The 18,865-nt window shown below is 37.8% G+C and carries 15 protein-coding genes, 2 pseudogenes and 1 riboswitch; of the genes and pseudogenes, 7 read left to right on the top strand and 10 right to left on the bottom strand.

Going from position 1 to position 18,865, the window contains the following annotated elements; all coding sequences use genetic code 11:
- Nucleotides 1-221 precede the first annotated feature (221 nt).
- A complete protein-coding gene (rarD, locus tag BALCAV_RS16640) occupies nt 222-1,127 on the top strand; it encodes an EamA family transporter RarD (protein WP_003321151.1) in 906 nt (301 codons plus the stop codon).
- Between the two features lie 61 nt (nt 1,128-1,188).
- Here the strand turns inward: rarD and glnA are convergent, their stop codons facing one another.
- The 4 genes from glnA to BALCAV_RS16660 form a co-directional block, all read right to left on the bottom strand.
- Nucleotides 1,189-2,547: a type I glutamate--ammonia ligase gene (glnA, locus tag BALCAV_RS16645; RefSeq protein WP_003321152.1), complete on the bottom strand. Its 1,359-nt coding sequence runs from the start codon at nt 2,545-2,547 to the stop codon at nt 1,189-1,191.
- Nucleotides 2,548-3,101: 554 nt separating this feature from the next.
- Nucleotides 3,102-4,631 (bottom strand): DEAD/DEAH box helicase, encoded by a 1,530-nt coding sequence (locus tag BALCAV_RS16650; protein WP_003321153.1) that lies wholly within the window; start codon nt 4,629-4,631, stop codon nt 3,102-3,104.
- Between the two features lie 502 nt (nt 4,632-5,133).
- On the bottom strand, nt 5,134-6,795 hold the full coding sequence (locus BALCAV_RS16655; RefSeq protein WP_003321154.1) for a glycoside hydrolase family 13 protein: 1,662 nt from the start codon (nt 6,793-6,795) through the stop codon (nt 5,134-5,136).
- A gap of 1,097 nt (nt 6,796-7,892) precedes the next feature.
- Nucleotides 7,893-8,717, bottom strand: a complete 825-nt coding sequence (locus BALCAV_RS16660; protein WP_200880901.1) for a DNA adenine methylase — start codon at nt 8,715-8,717, stop codon at nt 7,893-7,895.
- 1,057 nt (nt 8,718-9,774) lie between these two features.
- On the opposite strand from BALCAV_RS16660, the gene BALCAV_RS16665 reads away from it, so the two are divergent.
- Nucleotides 9,775-11,010 carry an MFS transporter gene (locus tag BALCAV_RS16665; protein ID WP_004428860.1) on the top strand — a complete coding sequence of 412 codons (1,236 nt, stop codon included), beginning with the start codon at nt 9,775-9,777 and terminating at the stop codon, nt 11,008-11,010.
- Between the two features lie 83 nt (nt 11,011-11,093).
- Entirely contained in the window at nt 11,094-12,626 is a 1,533-nt protein-coding gene (locus tag BALCAV_RS16670; protein WP_004428858.1) for an FAD-dependent oxidoreductase, read from the top strand.
- A gap of 234 nt (nt 12,627-12,860) precedes the next feature.
- Here BALCAV_RS16670 and BALCAV_RS16675 read toward each other — a convergent pair.
- The 3 genes and pseudogenes from BALCAV_RS16675 to BALCAV_RS16685 form a co-directional block, all read right to left on the bottom strand.
- Nucleotides 12,861-15,035, bottom strand: a pseudogene (locus BALCAV_RS16675) (DNA topoisomerase III).
- 97 nt (nt 15,036-15,132) lie between these two features.
- Nucleotides 15,133-15,447: a DMT family transporter gene (locus tag BALCAV_RS16680; RefSeq protein ID WP_004428852.1), complete on the bottom strand. Its 315-nt coding sequence runs from the start codon at nt 15,445-15,447 to the stop codon at nt 15,133-15,135.
- A 1-nt stretch (nt 15,448) separates the two neighbouring features.
- A complete protein-coding gene (locus BALCAV_RS16685; RefSeq protein ID WP_003324513.1) occupies nt 15,449-15,796 on the bottom strand; it encodes a DMT family transporter in 348 nt (115 codons plus the stop codon).
- Between the two features lie 88 nt (nt 15,797-15,884).
- Nucleotides 15,885-15,993, bottom strand: a riboswitch (guanidine-I (ykkC/yxkD leader).
- A gap of 275 nt (nt 15,994-16,268) precedes the next feature.
- Here BALCAV_RS16685 and BALCAV_RS16690 point away from each other — a divergent pair.
- The 4 genes and pseudogenes from BALCAV_RS16690 to BALCAV_RS16700 all read left to right on the top strand — a co-directional run bounded on the left by BALCAV_RS16690 (nt 16,269) and on the right by BALCAV_RS16700 (nt 17,855).
- Complete coding sequence (locus BALCAV_RS16690) at nt 16,269-16,568, top strand: DUF3817 domain-containing protein (protein ID WP_003322457.1); 300 nt, start codon at nt 16,269-16,271, stop codon at nt 16,566-16,568.
- Nucleotides 16,569-16,760: 192 nt separating this feature from the next.
- Nucleotides 16,761-17,038: pseudogene (locus BALCAV_RS21295) on the top strand (YpiB family protein); the annotation flags it as partial.
- Between the two features lie 180 nt (nt 17,039-17,218).
- A complete protein-coding gene (locus BALCAV_RS22860) occupies nt 17,219-17,299 on the top strand; it encodes an IDEAL domain-containing protein (RefSeq protein WP_235213134.1) in 81 nt (26 codons plus the stop codon).
- Nucleotides 17,300-17,516: 217 nt separating this feature from the next.
- Complete coding sequence (locus BALCAV_RS16700) at nt 17,517-17,855, top strand: helix-turn-helix domain-containing protein (protein ID WP_003322455.1); 339 nt, start codon at nt 17,517-17,519, stop codon at nt 17,853-17,855.
- Between the two features lie 23 nt (nt 17,856-17,878).
- On the opposite strand, the gene BALCAV_RS16705 is transcribed toward BALCAV_RS16700, so the two are convergent.
- The 3 genes from BALCAV_RS16705 to BALCAV_RS23450 form a co-directional block, all read right to left on the bottom strand.
- Nucleotides 17,879-18,139: a helix-turn-helix domain-containing protein gene (locus BALCAV_RS16705; RefSeq protein ID WP_003322454.1), complete on the bottom strand. Its 261-nt coding sequence runs from the start codon at nt 18,137-18,139 to the stop codon at nt 17,879-17,881.
- Entirely contained in the window at nt 18,126-18,542 is a 417-nt protein-coding gene (locus tag BALCAV_RS16710) for a hypothetical protein (protein ID WP_003322453.1), read from the bottom strand. Before BALCAV_RS16710 ends, BALCAV_RS16705 begins: the two co-directional genes overlap by 14 nt.
- A 215-nt stretch (nt 18,543-18,757) precedes the next feature.
- Nucleotides 18,758-18,865: LuxR C-terminal-related transcriptional regulator (locus BALCAV_RS23450; RefSeq protein WP_160173431.1), on the bottom strand; the 108-nt coding region annotated here is incomplete at its 5' end.

Consider the following 18,865-nt stretch of genomic DNA (forward strand, 5'->3'; position numbering starts at 1 on the left):
CTGAATGAAGTCAAAGAGCGTCTTCATCAGCTGTTCTTATTTTTTCTCGCTTCTGAGCGAACGGACTTCGCTTTTTTTCAATCCAGCTACGCCTGTTAGAAGCTCGAGAAAAATCGCCCATCTGAATGAAGACAAAAAGCGTCTTCATCAGCTGTTCTTATTTTTTCTCGCTTCTGACCGAACAGGCTTCGCTTTTTATATAAAAGGGGGATTGTTGTCCTATGACTGAGGAACAAAATCAACACCGAATGGGCGTCATGGCTGGTTTAGGGGCCTATTTATTATGGGGAGTATTCCCTATCTATTGGAAATTTCTTGACCATATCGATCCACTGGTCGTTTTAGCTCACCGAGTCGTTTGGTCGCTCATTTTTGTTTTACTCGTTATCATCGTCAGTAATCAATTTAAACGAACAAATCAAGAGATAAAAGCCGTCTTTACGAATTGGAGAGCGGGGCTCGGCATTATATTAGCTTCGTTTTTAATTTCTATCAATTGGTATGTTTTTATCTGGGCAGTCTCCAATGAGTATGTGCTTCAGGCAAGCTTAGGTTATTACATAAACCCTCTGCTTAATGTATTACTTGCCTTTTTGTTTTTACAAGAACGATTTAATCGTAAACAAATAACCGCTTTTGTCTTAGCTTTTATCGGCGTGCTCTGTATGACGTTCGACTACGGTTCTTTTCCATGGGTATCACTCATTTTGGCTACATCATTCGGCCTCTACGGTTTAATAAAAAAACTCGTAAAAGTCTCTTCTTTAGTTGGGTTATTTATTGAGACATTAATTGTCAGTCCGATCGCGATTATCTTTTTAGTCCAAACACCGATTGGTCCAGCCTTACAAGTAACTAATAGTACAACATGGTTATTAATTGGTGGTGGAGTTGCAACTGCCATTCCATTATTGCTTTTTGCAACAGGAGCTAAACGGATTAGTTTATCCTTGATCGGCTTCTTACAGTATATCGCCCCTACCATTATGTTTATTTTAGGTGTGTTTGTTTATAAAGAGCCTTTTAACTGGGTACAGCTACTAGCGTTTGGTTTTATTTGGTCTGGTTTAATCGTTTTTACAAGTGCAAGCCGAAAACGAGAGATCGCTCACAAAGTTGCTTCATGATAGGAAAAAGAGCCCTGTACGAAGGTATTCCTTCACACGGGGCTCTAGCCTTATAAAAAGATTAGAATTTTGATTGGTAGGCGTCTACTTCCCAGCCAGTTACAGCGATACGGAAGTCATCCCACTCACTACGTTTTAGGGACACATACTCTGAGAATGCATGCTCTCCAAATGTCTTTAAACCAATTTCTCCTGTTTCAAATCGATCAATGGCACTTTCAAGGCTTGTAGGTAAATTTTCAATACCACGAGCCTGGATTTCATCTAATGACATGTTGAAAATATCTGCATCAACAGATGGTGGCGCTGTTAATTCACGCTCTACCCCATCAAGTCCAGCAGCAGCTACAACCGCAAATGCTAAGTACGGATTTGCCGACGGATCTGGACAGCGAATTTCAACACGAGTCCCCGCCCCACGAGTAGCCGGAATACGGATTAACGCTGAACGATTTGAAGCTGACCAAGCAATGTAACAAGGGGCTTCGTAACCAGGAACTAAACGCTTGTATGAGTTTACAAGTGGATTTGTTACCGCTACAAAATCTTTTACATTGTCAATGAGACCTGCGATAAATTGGTAAGCTGTCTCAGATAAACCTAATGTATCTGTTTCGTCATAGAAGGCATTTTCTTGTTTCTCTTCATCAAATAATGAGATGTTTGTATGCATTCCACTTCCATTTGCACCAGCAAGTGGTTTTGGCATAAACGTCGCATGTAAACCAAATTGTTTTGCTACCGTTTTTACAACCCATTTATATGTTGTCGCTGCATCAGCAGAAGCTAAGGCATCGGCGTATTTAAAGTTAATTTCATGCTGCCCAACCGCCACTTCATGGTGAGAAGCTTCGATGGTAAAACCCATCATTTTTAGTGCTTTATATATTGCAAGACGAACTTTTTCCCCTTCATCTTTTGGAGAAGGCTCAAAGTATCCACCAACATCTTGAGTACGTATTGTCGGTTGACCAAATTCGTCTGTTTCAAATAAGAAGAATTCCAACTCTGGCCCAACACTAATGGAATAACCTTTATCTTTAGCACGTTTTACTGTCTTCTTTAAAACGTTACGAGGGTCTCCTTCAAAGTCATCCCCTCCTGGTGTTGTTACACTACATAGGAAACGAGCTTCTGAATAACCGTCCTCTTCTGTCCAAGGTAACACAGCAAAAGTCGATAAATCCGGATTTAAATATAAATCTGATTGGTTAATTGGTGTAAAACCAGTAATAGAAGAACCATCAAACATCACTTTTCCATCAACAGCTTGCTCTAATTGTTCTGCTGTGATTGTCACATGCTTAAGCGTCCCTTCAATATCAACAAACTGCATATGAAGTAATTCTACACTTTTCTTTTCAATCGTTTCTTTAATTTCTTGAATTAAACTCTCTCTCGCTGGCGTATTTACCGTCATCCCCACACACTTCCTTTTCATGTAAACTTTTATTACATCCTTTTATTAATTACTACTTTATGACGTTTGAGTCCTTTTCGCAATCGATATGTCAGATAATCTAACATACAAATATTTAGATAATTTTAGATATTTAGCTTATTTAATATACCGATAAAATACACTCAACTGAACGCAGATCTGGATCGAAAGTGATTAATTTTTATCTTGATTTATCTAGGTTTATTTCATTCCGTCCTATTCTTATCTTCTCGAACCATTAAAACATAGATTTAGACGTTTTATATGTATACGCTTCCGTTTCTTCACATTAATTCCTGTAAATCGCGTCAGAAAACTTTACCAGTATGATAATACTTTTAAGCTAAAAAGACGCCCATTTGTTGTGATTTTGGTTTTATTATTAATTGCGTGGAGCGTCGGTGGGATATTCTCACCTCACACAACGTCATCAACAAACAAAAAAGCCCGATGAGAGGTATTAACTTCTCACCGGACTTTATTCGGAAGGCTTCTGCTAATTAGAGATAAGCCTCCTCTAATATAATTCGAATTTACGCTTGCTTAGAACGACGTTGTTGTGAACTGCCCGTTCTTTGGCCACTACCACTACGTTGACCACCGCCACTGCGGCTACCACTTCTACGGTTACGGTCACGATCACCGTCTTTACGGTTATAACTACGACGGTTATCACCACGGCCTCCGCCACCACCACTACGGCGGTAAGGTCTACCTCCACCGTCAGAACGGCGTTTTTTCGAGCGTAATGGTGCCTCACCCGTTAATTTAACGTCTGTTGTATCTGGCTCTTTAGTTAATAATTTTAAAGCAGCTGCTAAAGCTGTTGTTGCATCTGTTTCTTGTAATAAATCTTTAGCAATAGCACGATAAAAATTCGTGTCTTCTTGATCTAATTTTTCACGAAGTTGTGCTAGCACAAGCTTTTGTTGACCTTCCATCGCTTCTTCAAACGTTGGCATTGGTTGTTTCGTCATTTTTTTCTTTGATGTCTTCTCAATCGCTGCCACATGCTCTTTCTCAGATGGTGTCGCAAATGTAACAGCCATACCTGATTTCCCAGCACGTCCAGTACGCCCAATACGGTGAACATAGCTTTCTGGGTCTTGTGGTAAATCAAAGTTATAAACATGTGTCACACCACTAATATCTAAACCACGTGCAGCGACATCGGTTGCGACCAAAATTTCAATTAAACCATTTTTGAACTTACGTAAAACACTATCACGCTTCGCTTGGTTTAAGTCACCGTGAATTCCTTCTGCACGATAGCCACGTTTAATTAAAGCTTCTGATAACTCGTCGACACGACGTTTTGTACGTCCGAACACAATCGCAAGCTCAGGTGTATGAATATCGACTAGACGGCAAAGGGCATCGAACTTTTGCTTTTCATGTAACTCAATATAAAATTGTTCGATATTTTCCATTGTTACTTCTTTTGCTTTAACAGCAATTGTTTGTGGTTCTTTCATAAATTGCTGAGCAAGTTTTTCGATACGTTTTGGCATTGTCGCTGAGAATAATAATGTTTGACGTTCGTTAGGGATTTCTTTAAGAATCGTTTCAATATCTTCAATGAAACCCATGTTTAACATTTCATCTGCTTCGTCCAAAATAACCGTTTCTACTTGGTTTAATCTAATCGTTTTACGGTTCATATGATCCATTAAACGACCTGGAGTTGCTACAACGACATGTGGTTTCCGTTTTAAATCACGGATTTGTTTTCTCATATCTTGTCCGCCGTATACGACAACCGTACGGACGCCTTTGTATTTCCCAAATTTCACTAGTGATTCTGATACTTGGTTCGCTAACTCACGAGTTGGTGCCAAAATAAGTCCTTGAACGTGGTCATTTTCCACATTGATCTTTTCAATTAACGGTACACCAAAAGCACCTGTTTTCCCCGTACCTGTTTGTGCTTGACCAATAACATCTTTACCTGCTAATGTCGTTGGAATGGTTGCGTTTTGAATTGGTGTTGCTTCTGCAAACCCCATATCCTCTAACGCTCTTACTACTTGATGATTCAAATTAAATTCATGAAATGTTGGCAAATTAAATATCTCCTTTTATTTCTTATATTTTTACGCCTTTATGTTTTTGCGACACATAAAGTTAGGAGCGTTCTTTAGCCATGATTGTTCGTACAATCGTAAAGCTCTTCATCTATATAGGCAGTATTTTATGTTACTGACCTTATCCCAAAGGGTTTTTAGCTACTTTATCTTTTTGTTAAGAATACTCCACATTTAAAGGTTTTCCCTAAAAGTTAGAATGACTTTATAAGGCTCCTCTCAAGACAATTTTTTGTCTAAGCGAGCACTTATATTCTATTTCTTTCCTAGCTAATTCCGTTAACCGTTGGAAATATTGCTATAAAAGCAAAGAAAAACCACATCCCATAACGATCTGGAACATGGTCGTCATCCTGATACTAATGTGTCACCCAATCAAAAGGGTGCGCAAATTTATTACCGTCATTCATCTTAACATGACCACCTGAAAAATGCAATGAACCCTTTCATCTTTTTGCTACATTATTCCAACAAAAAAGCTTTAGGATAATTTATAAAGGCGAGCCTCGTAAGGTTTTAATACTTGAATATTTTTTGAATCGCTATAATTTGCCAAAAGCAATTCCTTTTGAGCCACTTCTAATAGTTCCGTTTTAAATGGAGCTTCTTCCTCAAATAAGTTGACTAAAATAAGAAATGTTTCCCCTCCCCATTTTCTTGTATAAGCATAAATTTGCTCATGTTTAGGAAGAACTAACTCGTATTCACCATAAACAAGACCCTCATACTTTTTACGAAGCTGAATCATTTTTTTATAAAAATTCAGGATCGAATCGGCATCCTTCTCTTGAGTCTTCACGTTGATTCTTTTGTAATTTGGATTCACTCCAAACCATGATGACTCCGAAGTCGTAAACCCAGCTTGATGCTCATCAGACCATTGCATAGGGGTTCTTGAGTTATCTCGACCTTGCTCCCAAATAACTTTCATAATTTCTTCATGTGCAGTCCCTTTTTCTCGTTCAATACGATATAGGTTTAACATGCCAACATCATTGTAATCTTCAATACGAGGGAATTGCACATTAGTCATCCCAATTTCTTGTCCTTGATAAATAAAAGGGGTTCCTTGCATAAAGAAAAATAAAGTCCCTAACGCTTTAGCACTTTCTAACCAGTACTTATCGTCATTTCCCCATGTTGAAACACTACGTGGCTGATCATGATTTTCTAAAAATAAGGCATTCCAGCCGTGACCGTTCAAACCGTTTTGCCATTTCGTTAACGTTTTCTTTAATGATAAAATATCGAGAGTTCCTTCTCCCGATTCCTTACGCCACAACCCTAAATGTTCAAATTGAAAAATCATATCGAAGGCACCCTTTTCCTCGCCTACCCACATATCAGATTGGTCTACAGATACACCATTCGCTTCTCCAACAGTCATTATGTCATACTTATCAAAGGTTTCTCGTTTTAATTCTTGTAAAAACTCATGAATTCCTTCACGGTTCATATGACCTTCATAGGAAGGAACATAATCAAGTTTTTTAGGGTTTGGTAAATCAGGAAACCCCTTTACTTTTTTAATATGAGATATAGCGTCTACTCTAAAGCCATCAATCCCTTTATCCATCCACCAATTCATCATCTGATAAAGAGCTTCTCTGACATCCGCATTTTCCCAATTCAAATCTGGTTGCTTGCGTGAAAAGATGTGCATATAATACTGTTCCGTCTTTTCATCATATTCCCAAGCAGACCCGTTAAAAATCGATTCCCAGTTGTTTGGCTCAGAGCCATCCTTAGTTGGATCAGCCCAAATATACCAATCCCTTTTTTCATTCGTTTTAGAAGACTTTGATTCAATAAACCAAGGGTGCTCATCAGATGTATGGTTGATAACCAGATCGATGATTAATTTCATCCCTCGATTGTGCACTTCGTTTAAAAGAGCATCAAAATCAGCCATTTCTCCAAATTCATCCATAATATCTTGATAATCACTTATGTCATATCCGTTATCATCATTTGGTGATTTGTACATAGGACAAATCCAAATGACATCAATCCCTAAATCCTTTATATAATCGAGCTTCTCAATAATCCCTTTTAAATCACCTATTCCATCACCATTCGAATCGTTAAAACTTCGCGGATAAATTTGATAAGCAACGGCTTCTTTCCACCATTTTTTCATCATACTAAACACTCCTAAATTAGACTTAAACATCGAACTATTTTATAAAATAAAACCGTTTACATTTGTATTAAATAAAAAAGACAAACGTTTGCACTTTGAGACTATTTTTATTATAAAAGAAGTTTTATAAAGTTACAAGACCATCCTTTTAAATATTAATTCGTTTTTACCGGGTAGGTTTCTTCTCCTTATTTAAAATTGTTCCCAGCTATTGTTCATTATATGATGAACCTTTTACATTCATCTAAATTTTTCTTTTATTTTCCTGCAAACGTTTGTCCAAAAAAGGCCGAAGTTCTCCCTCTATTCCTCATAACCTCTTTTCACATCTTAATTCTGAATTCTAGAGTATTAATTACTTATCCACACTATCCACATCCTTACTCACCTCCAATATCACTTAGTGAGACGTCACGAGTCATTTTTGTTTATAACTCAACTTTCGCAGCGTATAATGGACCCTTAACCGTTGATAGAGATTGACTTTAGGGCGATACCATACTCAAATTGACTTTACATGATCGGTTCAATCGTTGACAGTCTGAACACATCTCTTCGTAGGCTGTTGAAGGAAACTGTTCACTAAAATGAAGAGCTTCGGCTGTCGCTCCCAAAACCATACTCCACGTCCTGCGGGAACCTGGCGAGCCTCCTCGGCAAGCCTTGCGGGGTCTCGCTCCACGGTTTATTCCCGCGGGAGTCTCCGTATGGTTTTGTCCGCTAAGTGTCGTGGAGAGGCTTGATGATATGGCTTTTTCCAAATCAGCTATTTCTAACGCAGAAGGACCTTCTTCTTCACTTTGTTGATTATGGAACTAAATAGGGAGTTGCCACCTGTTTTTTTATTCAATGAGAAAACTGAACCTAGATTCGATTCTATTATCTAGCGGACAAACAGACACGGAGACTCCCGCAGGAATAAACCGTCCAATGAGACCCCGCAAGCGTGCTGAGGAGGCTCATGAGGTTCCTGCAGGACGCGGAGTGTCTGTTTGGGAGCGACCGCCGGAGGGCCTATTATTTTTTTCTCGATGCGAAAGTTGAGTTTATAAAAAAAGACTTCTCAAAAGGCTAAGTAACCTTTTAAGATAGTCCTGTTAATAATTCATAATTAATACTTCTTGAATTTTTCCACGTTTTGAACCAACTGAATTGATATTCCTCGTCGCTCCAACGATTTCTGTCCGGTATTCTGAATAAATATCTTTAATAAAATCAGTGGCAGAATTACTTAATAATACATAGCAGCCTCGCTTGTCTAAATCAATAAAAAGATCCCTTAAGCGTAATTGTTCTTCTTTCCCAAAACCTTGTAGAGCATAATTCGTAAAAGATGATGTGGTACTGACAGGATCATACGGTGGGTCAAAATAAACAAAGTCACCTTGTTTAGCCTTATTGACCACTTCTTGAAAATCGTGATTAAAAATTTCAACATCTGCTTGATTCAAAAAGTGATGAACGGAACGAATGACATCTTCATTGATGAAATTAGGGTTTTTATACTTCCCAAACGGAACGTTAAATTGCCCTTTTTGATTGACACGATATAATCCATTAAAACATGTTTTATTTAAATAAATTAACCTAGAAGCCTTTTGGATAGCTGATAATTGTTGGTAATTATCGGCGTCACGATCAAGATTTCTTAGTTCATAAAAATAGTCAGAGGAATTATTATGCGTTCTTAAGTCTGTTAACAACTCTTCTACATGATCACGAATCACCTTATATGTATTCACTAATTCCTGATTAACATCATTAATTATCGCTTTTTCTGGTTGTAAATGAAAAAGCACCGCTCCCGCCCCAATAAACGGTTCAAAATAGGTATGATAAGAACTCGGAATATACTTGGAAATTTCAGGTATCAACTGCCTCTTCCCACCAGCCCATTTTAAAAAAGGTTGTGCCTGTACCATTGACTTACCCAACTTTCTTTCTCTTAATTCGAACACCTCTTATGCTAACTTGAAATAACGACAAAGGCAATGCTCCTCATACATTGTAAAGGAAATATAAACTTTCGTAATATAAAAGGATTCTTCAGCGACTAATCCGAATAATACAAGGAAGAGATCCATTTATTCTCTTTTACTCAACTTTCGCAGCGTATGATTGACCCTTAACCGTTGATAGAGATTAACTTTAGGGCGATACCATACTCAAATTGACTTTACATGAACGGTTCAATCGTTGGCAGTCTGAACACATCTCTTCGTAGGCTGTTGAAGGAAACTGTGCACTAAAATGAAGAGCTTGGGTGGTCGCTCCCAAACAGACACTCCGCTCCTTGCCGAGAACCTCATGAGCCTCCTCAGCACGCTTGCGGGGTCTCATTGGACGGTTTATTCCTGCGGGAGTCTCCGTGTCTGTTTGTCCGCTTGATAATAGAATCGAATCTAGGTTCGGTTCTCCTCATGGAATAAAAAATAGTCCTTACTTCAACGTACAAGAGCTTGAGAATGATTTTTCTTCAATGACTCAGTCCGTTACAGTTGTAAACAAATCCGTGTTGATACTCTGTACGTTAGCTAGACTAGCGAGCTTGTTTCGATTGGAATCATGTCTTTTCATAACTAACAAAGTAAAGAAGAAGGTCCTTATGCGTTAGAAATAGCTGATTTGGGCATGGCGATATCATCAAGCATCTCCACGACACTTAGCGGACAAAACCATACGGAGACTCCCGTGGGAATAAACCGTGGAGCGAGACCCCGCAAGGCTTGCCGAGGAGGCTCGCCAGGTTCCCACAGGACGCGGAGTATGGTTTTGGGAGCGACAGCCGAAGCGCATTGTACATTGTCTATTTTTTCTTAATGCACAGTTTATCCGTTTGGTGTGATAGTACGTTCTCGCTTTTCTAACGTGTCAAAGGCATTTGTTTAAGAGCTCCCCTTTCGCTCTACCAACTAGTTGAACGGATTTTCTCGATGCGAAAGTTGAGTCATTTATATTTAAACCATTAGGAGGAGTAATATGTCCGATTCATTTCGTTATCGAAAAATATTTGTTATTGGTAGTGGCTTTTTTGCGTTAACACTCGTTTGGACTTTCTACAATGCATTTATGCCGATTATTTTAGCCGAACACATTGAAAAGCAAAGTATCATTGGATTTATTATGGGGTTAGATAATTTATTAGCGATTCTACTGATCCCACTTATTGGGTCATGGTCCGACCGAGTTCAAACCCGATTTGGTAACCGCCTCCCCTTTTTAATCGTCGGGATGCCACTTGCTGCTCTCTTTTTTATTCTTTTGCCCTTTGTCGCCGATACTTTATGGATTTTAATCTCGATCGACATTTTATTTTTACTAGCTATGACATTGTACCGAGCACCTGTCATTTCCTTAATGCCCGATCATACCCCTCCTAAAAAGCGTTCTTTTGCGAACGGCATTATTAACTTGTTAGGCGGAATCGGTGCGATTATTGCGTTATTCGGTTTATCTCAATTATTTGATATTAATCCGATTTATCCGTTTACAATAGCAAGTATTATTTTAATGGCCTCTTTTTTCTTTTTATTTTTTGTTGTCGACCGAAAGCCAGCTTATAGTAGCAACACTTTGGATGACCAGGAAGAAACGATTGCGACCCGATCGCTTCGTAAACGATTTATCTTGCTTTTTGAAAAGAAAAATCGGTCTTCCCTTTTTATCTTACTTGCGATCTTTATTTACTTTATTGGTTATGCCTCTGTTGAAGCCTTGTTTACATTATACGCTCAACAAACACTAGGTTTTAGTCCTGGTCTGGCTGGGACAACACTTGGGTTCTTTAGCCTCTCATTTGTCCTCTTCGCCCTTCCAGCCGGATGGATTGGACAAAAATTTGGCAAAATCAAAACGATGATGATTGGCCTTTCGATTTTGCCACTTATCTTTTTAACGATCCCTTTTTATACAGAAGCACTCCCCTTACAAATGACTTTATTTGTAGCAGGTTGTGCGTGGGCTCTCGTTAATGTCCAGGCTTATCCTTTAGTCGCCGATTTGGGAGGACTAACGAGCATCGGTTTATTTACAGGTTTTTATTATTTATTTTCCATGTCCGCTAATATTGTTGGCCCCTTTTTCTTAGGTGGCATGGTCGATTTATTCGGGGGACCGACGCTCTTTTACGTAAGCTCCCTCACATTTGTGCTCGCCCTCTTTATTTTACATTTAGGCAAAAAACAATTAGTTCTAAAAAAGGAAAAGGTCGCTTAACACGGGAAAGTAATTAGTCATGTACATGATTTTCCTCTGATTGGACATCGTATGGATAAATAGACAATTGATGGAGGAAACCAATGACTCAGAATACGAATCAATTACCCGAACATCCCCAATCATATTGGCGTTCTTCAACTAAATTACCTAGTTTTCCAACACTAGAAGGGGATTTAGTTGTCGATGTGGCCATTGTAGGTGGCGGGATCACTGGAATTACGACTGCCTATCTTTTAACAAAGGCTGGATTAAAAGTAGCTCTCATTGAAGCAGACAAACTATTAAATGGAACTACCGGTCATACTACTGCTAAAATCACATCTCAGCATGACCTTATTTATGATGAGCTGTTACATCATATCGGACAAGAAAAAGCCAAACAATACTATGATGTCAATGAAGAAGCCATCGCCTTTATCAAAAAGACGATTGAGGAGCATTCAATCTCATGTGATTTTACAGAGCAGGATGCCTATCTTTACGCAACGACTAATCAAGGCGAAGGAAAACTAGAAAAAGAGTTCGAGGCGTATCAAAAGATTGGCATCCATGGTCAATTTGTCGATAAGATCCCTTTAAATATTGAAACGAAAGCAGCTCTAAAAATCGGAAAACAAGCCCAATTTCACCCATTAGAATATGTATCACACTTTATTAAGTATGTAACAGATAACGGTGGACAAATTTTTGAGAATACCGTAGCTGTTGATATTGAAGTAGATGGCAAAACAACTGTGATGACAAAAAACCAGCACCGTGTTTACGCTGATAAAGTTGTCGTCGCTACTCATTTTCCGTTTTTTGATGGCGGGGGCTTGTATTTTTCAAAATTGCATGCCGAACGTTCCTATGTCATTGCTGGTTTTATTGATGAGGCTTTTCCAGAAGGGATGTATTTAAGTGCCGATGATCCAAAACGGTCATTACGTTATACAAAAATGGGTGATAAACAATTGATCCTTTTAGGTGGCGAAAAACATAAGACAGGTCAAGGTATGGACACCCTTTATCACTATGAAGCCCTCCTAGACTTCGGAAAAGACATTTTTGGTGGGTTTGATACCCAATTTCGTTGGTCGGCTCAAGATTTAATTACACTTGATAAGCTTCCATACATCGGACATCTTACCAAAAACAAGCCATCTATTTTTATCGCGACTGGATATCGAAAATGGGGAATGACGAACGGAACTGCCGCCGCACAAATCATCGCTAAACAAATTACTGAACAATACCACCCAGCCGAATCATTGTTTACACCTTCTAGGTTTATCGCGGATCCAAGTATTAAACATTTTCTTTCTGAAAACCTTGATGTGGCCAAACACCTCATCCAAGGGAAAACAGAACATGACTATAAAAAGATTGATGAACTAGGCAAAGATGAAGGAGCTGTTGTTGCGGTTAAGGGCAAACGGACGGGCGCCTATAAAGATCACGATGGGCAACTTCATTTAATCGATACAACTTGTACCCATATGGGCTGTGAATTGAACTGGAACCACGGTGATCGAACATGGGATTGCCCGTGTCACGGCTCGAGGTTCTCCTACCGCGGCGATGTGATGGAAGGACCAGCAAAAGAGCCTTTAAAACAAGTAGAACGCTCTTAAATAAATGTTTCATTTTTCCCCACATCTTTTCAAACCAGCCGACTTATTCACATTCCTGTGAATAAGCTGTGTATATCATAGTAGTTACCCACAGACAAATGTGAATAAAAGTGAAAAACCTTGATAACTAATCAAATAAATCTTTTTATGCCACTTAAATTATCCACAATTTTTCTCTAAATGCTTTGGATAACTGAAAGAGCCCTTTTCCATGTTGGAAAGAGCTCTTTCTTTTTAATCTTTATCTAATTTTAACTTGGCAAGGGCATCGGCTAGTGCGGAGTTGGAGAAATCGTCATCTTTATTTTGTTTTTTCATGTATTGAGAAACTTCTTTTTTCGACACCTTTTGATGCTGTGTCGCCTTTTTGCGTTTCTCAAACGCCGATTTTTTCTCGCGGTGACCACAAACACATGCAAACACTTGCCCTTCTCCTTCTCCTCGTAGTTCAAGTTTCTTTTTACATTTTGGACAACGAGCATTAGTCACCATTGCTAGCCTTTTTTTGTAGCCACATTCACGGTCTTGACAAACACGCATTTTACCTTTTTTGCCGTTTACCTCAAGCAATAACTTGCCACATTCAGGACATTTACTACCTGTTAGATTATCATGTTTGAATTTTTGTTCACTGTTTTTTATTTCTTTAACAATACTTGAAGCATATTCCTTCATTTCGGCAATAAAGGTTCTTTGATCAAGCTCCCCTTTAGTAATCGAGTCTAGCTTTTTCTCCCATTCAGCTGTTAGCGCAGGCGATTTTAAGCCTGAAGGAACAAGGTCTAAGAGCTGTTTCCCTTTTGAGGTTAACAATAAATCTTGGCCTCTTTTTTCCATTAAAAATGTCTGAAAGAGCTTTTCGATGATGTCTGCTCTCGTTGCAACCGTTCCTATCCCCCCAGCTTTTCCTAATGTTTCTACTAAATCCGGATCTTTATTTTCAAGAAAAGATGCCGGTTTTTCCATAGCTGATAACAGCGTCGCCTCGGTAAATCTCGCGGGAGGTTTTGTTAGCTCTTGCTTTTTATCGAGCTTCGTTACTGTTAATAAATCACCTGTTTGAATAGAAGGAATAATCGTTTCGTTCTTAATTGAAGTATCAGCATAAATCGCCTTCCACCCTACCACAAGCTCCTTATGGCCACTCGCTTTAAAACTTTGGTTGTTCGCTTTGGCGATAATCGTCGTTTGCTCAAATTCATAGACCGGGAATAAAACGGCTAAAAATCTCCGTACGATTAAATCATAAATTTTCCTTTCATTATCTGAAAGTGAGGCTGGTGCGACTTGTTCAGTTGGAATAATCGCATGGTGATCGGTCACGAGCTTATCGTTTACAGCATGAGGCTGGATTGATAAATTCCCGCGGCGAATTTGAGCGACATGCTTACGATAAGGCTGGACATCAACGGCTTTAACTCGTTCAGACAACGTATCAACTAAATCACTTGAAAGCACATTGGAATCTGTCCGTGGGTAAGTGACGGCTTTATGCTGTTCATAAAGACGTTGCAATGTACTTAACGTCTCTTTTGGAGAGAAGCCAAAGCGTTTATTTGCCTCTCTTTGTAGCTCGGTTAAATCATAGAGCTTTGGTGCAGGTGTTTTTTTCTTCACTTTTTTGACATCGCTCACTTGCAGCTTTTGTCGTTCGAGCGATTTGGTCATTTCTTTTGCCTGCTCTTCTCGAAAAATTCGTTGCTATCCTGAACGTTCATCATACCAATGCAACTTCAATTGTTCCTTTGTTTCTGCTTGCAAAAGCCAATAAGGTTTTGGTTTAAACTGACGAATATCCTCTTCTCTTTTAGCAATCATCGCCAATGTCGGTGTTTGAACTCGACCACATGAAAGCTGAGCATTAAATTTTGTCGTTAATGCACGTGTTCCATTCATTCCGACATACCAATCAGCTTCAGCCCGTGCAACTGCTGAGGCATATAACCCTTCGTAATTTTTTCCGCTCTTTAACTTGTTAAAGCCAGCTTTAATCGCTTTATCTGTAACGGACGAAATCCATAAACGTTTGATCGGTTTTTGCACAGCTGCTTTTTCTAAAATCCAACGAGCAACAAGCTCTCCTTCACGGCCAGCATCTGTCGCGATAATAACCTCATCAACATCTTTTCTTCTTAATTGCGTTTTAACAATTTGATATTGCTTTTGAGTTTGTTTGATCACAACTAAATTAAGTTTTTTCGGTAATAAAGGAAGATCTTCTAGCTTCCACGTTTGATAGGATTCTCCGTAACTTTCTGGAGCAGCCAATGTGACTAAATGACCTAAAGCCCATGTTACAATATAATTTTTCCCTTCAAAAAAACCATTTCTTTTTTCTGTACATTGTAAAACTCTCGCTAAATCACGGCCAACAGATGGCTTTTCCGCCAATACGACTTTTTTTCCCATAGATTTATTAAAATCTCCTTTATATGAGCGCTACTTTTCAAGACCAAAACCTGAACAGGCTTCAATCCCTAAACCATTCTCTCCCAGCTACTACCTACTAACTGGTCGCTTTTAAACCAACGGCTGCAGCTAAAATGAGGGCAATAAAAAAGATACGCCATTTATCTTTAGGCTCATTATAAAATAAGATTCCAACAAGTGCACCACCAGAAGCTCCAATTCCTGTCCAAATGGCATAAGCGGTTCCCATCGGCAGCACTTCCATCGCTAAAGATAAAAAGAGAAAGCTAAGACCGAATGTAGTGATAAGAAAGAACATGGCCAGCCATTTTTTTGTTTGGTGCCATTGATTGATCATAGCAACTCCGACCATTTCAAAAATACCTGCTAATACTAAATAAATCCATTCCATCTTAAGCTTCACCTACTTCTTTGTCTTCTTCTTTATCAAAGGTTCTCATTTTTAAACCTAATACGCCTACAAGTAATAAAACAATAAGCATAACAACTGACCAACGAAAAGGCTCTCCAAATACGGCCATATCAAAAATAACCGTCCCTGCTGTTCCTAATCCAACAAAAACAGCGTAGGCCGTTCCCACCGGCAACCGACTTCCTGAACGAATGAGTAAAGAAAAACTAATAATAATTGCCAAAATCGTTGCTCCCCACTCAAATAAACTTGTAGAATGCTTTAATCCAATTACCCAACCTACTTCAAAACACGCCGCAACAATTAATAAGATCCATTCCTTTTTCATTTTGACTTCACTCCTCTTTTATGAGTATTTACTTTTACCATTTCTGACATGCACTAAAAAAGCCCGAGAGATGGCTGTCATTGACAGCATCTCCCGGGCTTTTATCCCTCCGTGTCACATCTTTTTATATAAAGATGTGTGCCTTGTCTTGGACCAGACCAAATGAACCAATTTGCGGAACCCTACAAGACCATTTTGCTATTCCGCTTATTATTTCAAATGGAATGACCACTGTCAAGTTCCATTGAAATCACTGGCACCATGTTGGTTCATTAAAAATAACTGAAGACATCATTGGTCATCTAATGCAAAAATGTCACCAACTCTCCATTAGATTCCTATTTTAAGATTATGATAGAATAATAGTGATTTTATTCGACACGATGAAACAATACTAGCTGCGTCCGTTAGAAGCTCGAGAAAAATCGGTCTGCCCAAACGGACTACGCTTTTTAAATAAGGAGGTTTTTAAATGGCTACATCGACTCGTGCTTTCCGGATCATTAGTTATTTAGAAGGCATTTCTTTAATTCTTTTATTATTTTTAGCGATGCCTTTAAAGTATATATTTGACTTGCCAAGTTTTGTTACCGTTATTGGCATGGCTCACGGATGGCTTTTTATTATTTATATCATCGCTGTTATCGTGATGATGTTTATCGCTCGTTGGTCACTCGCAAAAGGTGGACTAGCTATGCTGGCTTCCATCATTCCATTCGGTCCATTTATTTTTGATAGAAAATTACTACATTCTAAACAACCGGTTTCTTGAAGTTCAGGAATTGTCCCAAAATCCCTTAAATAGTTCCACACCCGTCAGAGGGTGCTGCCCCCATCCAGGGAGCGGCACCTTATCTCTTGTTTTATTTATCTTAAAATTCAATCAAATCACTAAAAAAATAGCTTGATTAATGATAAACTTATACTATTATTTTCCGAAGACATTAAGGTAAAGGTGGTTCTTATGAAAAAATGGGTTTCAAATGAACAGAAAAGAGGTTTCTTACAGTGGTTTATTAAAAATAATCAACTAAAAAATAAAGAAGCTAAACTAATTCTCGATCAATTCATAAGAAATCATCACCTTCTGAATCAATTAAAATTTACCGATTCAATTAACAAAGGTAAAAAACAATTATCATATCTTCCTATCAATCCGATGAACCCGGTTTTATGTATTATGATCAGAAAACAAAAACAGATAATTTATCAAGCTTGTTAGACGATCTAGTTACAGCTCCAACAGAATCATTTTATCTAGTCTTAAACTTTAATGGCAAGTCGTTAAATCATCGCTATCTACAGCTTCTCGAACATGAGAAAAGCGATAACTTTCAACGTTACAAGCGCTTCAAAAAATATGAAGAAGAAACCAATCAAATGATCGAACAACTCCTAAAAAATAAAGACAAAGAAGCCTTAATGAAAGCAATTGACGAAGCATTGGATAACCGTGACAAAGTTTTATTTAATAAACTTGTTGAAAAGTTGCAGGAGTTATAATGTCTCGTTTCTACAGGTTATTCCTTAAGCATCTTATAAAACCTAACAAAAAATTGTATATAAGAACTCCCCTAATTAATTCCCTATTTATGATTAAATAATAACGTTTTTTAAGACGACGAAAAAAGAAAAACATATGTCAGTTCTCTTTACGGAACAGTTTAAACACTGATATAATCATTACGACATTACTCATAAATATAGAGAGGTACGAATTATGATAGGTGATCAAGTAAAAAAATATAGACTAGAAAAAGGTTATTCTTTAACCGAATTGGCTGATAAAGCAGGGGTAGCTAAGTCATACTTGAGCTCGATTGAACGAAACATTCAATCAAACCCTTCCATTCATTTTCTTGAAAAAGTGGCTGCAATGTTAAATGTGTCTGTGGAAGATTTACTTTATGATGAAAAAAGTCAACCAGAAAAAGAGACTAATTTAGATCCCAATTGGATTGAGTTAGTTCAAGACGCCATGAATTCTGGGATTAGTAAAGAACAGTTCCGTGAGTATTTAGATTTTGTCAAATGGAAAAATAAACAGGACAATGGTTAAGGGACCCAAAAAATGAACTGATGTCACTTATTCAGCTCATTTTTTACGTTCTTCTTTTCTGCATCAGTATCTTTTATTTCATGGGCTTTAATGATTTCAATTAACTCGACATACTCTATTTCCAGCACCTTAGCAATCTTTATAAGAACAGCAATACTAGGGTTCTTTTGAACACCTCTTTCAATATAACTGATATATGACTTCGATACTCCTGATGCAATTGATAAACGTTCCAACGTCATTCCTTTGCTTTTCCTTAAAGCTCTAATATCATTGACAACCATTCATTTTTGCCCCTTCATTATAAAATTCATTGACAACTAATCTATCTATTTCATACTTTTTCAATTGACTTTGTTTTAGTTTAATCTCCTGTAAATGAAGATTCTCATGTTTAGAAAAGGAAATATAATATAATTGATAATAAAAAAGGGACGAGTCCAATCGTTGTCTTTTTTCGCAAATAATTCCAAATAATTCTAACTCTTTTTTAAATACCTCTGTTTTAATTTTATAAATGACCCCCTTTAAGAGTGGGAGCTCTAACGAACTATAAAATTCAATTGCCTCATTTGTTAATTCGACTACATTTACTTCAGAACATTTTTTGTTAAGTAACTTACGGTTTAATTCATAAATATACAAATCTGCCCTTATTCCTTTTTCAAATTGAATAGTTTGATTCATACTCTCACTCCTTATTTTTAATATAAGCACTTAAATATTCTTTATTAAGAACAAATAAACCAAAAAAAATTCTCCCCTTCTAAAACACTTATATAAAGTTCTCTATCGTTCTAATTCTCTAAAAAGAACAAAATAATCAAAAAATTAGTCCCTTTTTATTAAAGAGAACTTCATAATTACGATAAAATTAATTTTAGTTCTTGATTAAGAATTTGTCAACGTTTTCTTCCTATATTAATGATAAAAAGTAATTCGGCAATCATTTTATTCGTATGACCTTCTGTTGAAAGTTGAGCCACATCTTTTTCTCTCCTTGAAAATTT

The organism is Alkalihalobacillus alcalophilus ATCC 27647 = CGMCC 1.3604, assembly GCF_000292245.2.
GTDB classification, from domain to species: domain Bacteria; phylum Bacillota; class Bacilli; order Bacillales; family Bacillaceae_D; genus Alkalihalobacillus; species Alkalihalobacillus alcalophilus.

Coding starts and splice junctions, on each gene's coding strand:
- rarD (WP_003321151.1), top strand. CDS start 222: ATGACTGAGGAACAAAATCAACACCGAATGGGCGTCATGGCTGGTTTA.
- glnA (WP_003321152.1), bottom strand. CDS start 2,547: ATGACGGTAAATACGCCAGCGAGAGAGAGTTTAATTCAAGAAATTAAA.
- BALCAV_RS16655 (WP_003321154.1), bottom strand. CDS start 6,795: ATGATGAAAAAATGGTGGAAAGAAGCCGTTGCTTATCAAATTTATCCG.
- BALCAV_RS16660 (WP_200880901.1), bottom strand. CDS start 8,717: ATGGTACAGGCACAACCTTTTTTAAAATGGGCTGGTGGGAAGAGGCAG.
- BALCAV_RS16665 (WP_004428860.1), top strand. CDS start 9,775: ATGTCCGATTCATTTCGTTATCGAAAAATATTTGTTATTGGTAGTGGC.
- BALCAV_RS16670 (WP_004428858.1), top strand. CDS start 11,094: ATGACTCAGAATACGAATCAATTACCCGAACATCCCCAATCATATTGG.
- BALCAV_RS16680 (WP_004428852.1), bottom strand. CDS start 15,447: ATGGAATGGATTTATTTAGTATTAGCAGGTATTTTTGAAATGGTCGGA.
- BALCAV_RS16685 (WP_003324513.1), bottom strand. CDS start 15,796: ATGAAAAAGGAATGGATCTTATTAATTGTTGCGGCGTGTTTTGAAGTA.
- BALCAV_RS16690 (WP_003322457.1), top strand. CDS start 16,269: ATGGCTACATCGACTCGTGCTTTCCGGATCATTAGTTATTTAGAAGGC.
- BALCAV_RS22860 (WP_235213134.1), top strand. CDS start 17,219: ATGAAAGCAATTGACGAAGCATTGGATAACCGTGACAAAGTTTTATTT.
- BALCAV_RS16700 (WP_003322455.1), top strand. CDS start 17,517: ATGATAGGTGATCAAGTAAAAAAATATAGACTAGAAAAAGGTTATTCT.
- BALCAV_RS16705 (WP_003322454.1), bottom strand. CDS start 18,139: ATGGTTGTCAATGATATTAGAGCTTTAAGGAAAAGCAAAGGAATGACG.
- BALCAV_RS16710 (WP_003322453.1), bottom strand. CDS start 18,542: ATGAATCAAACTATTCAATTTGAAAAAGGAATAAGGGCAGATTTGTAT.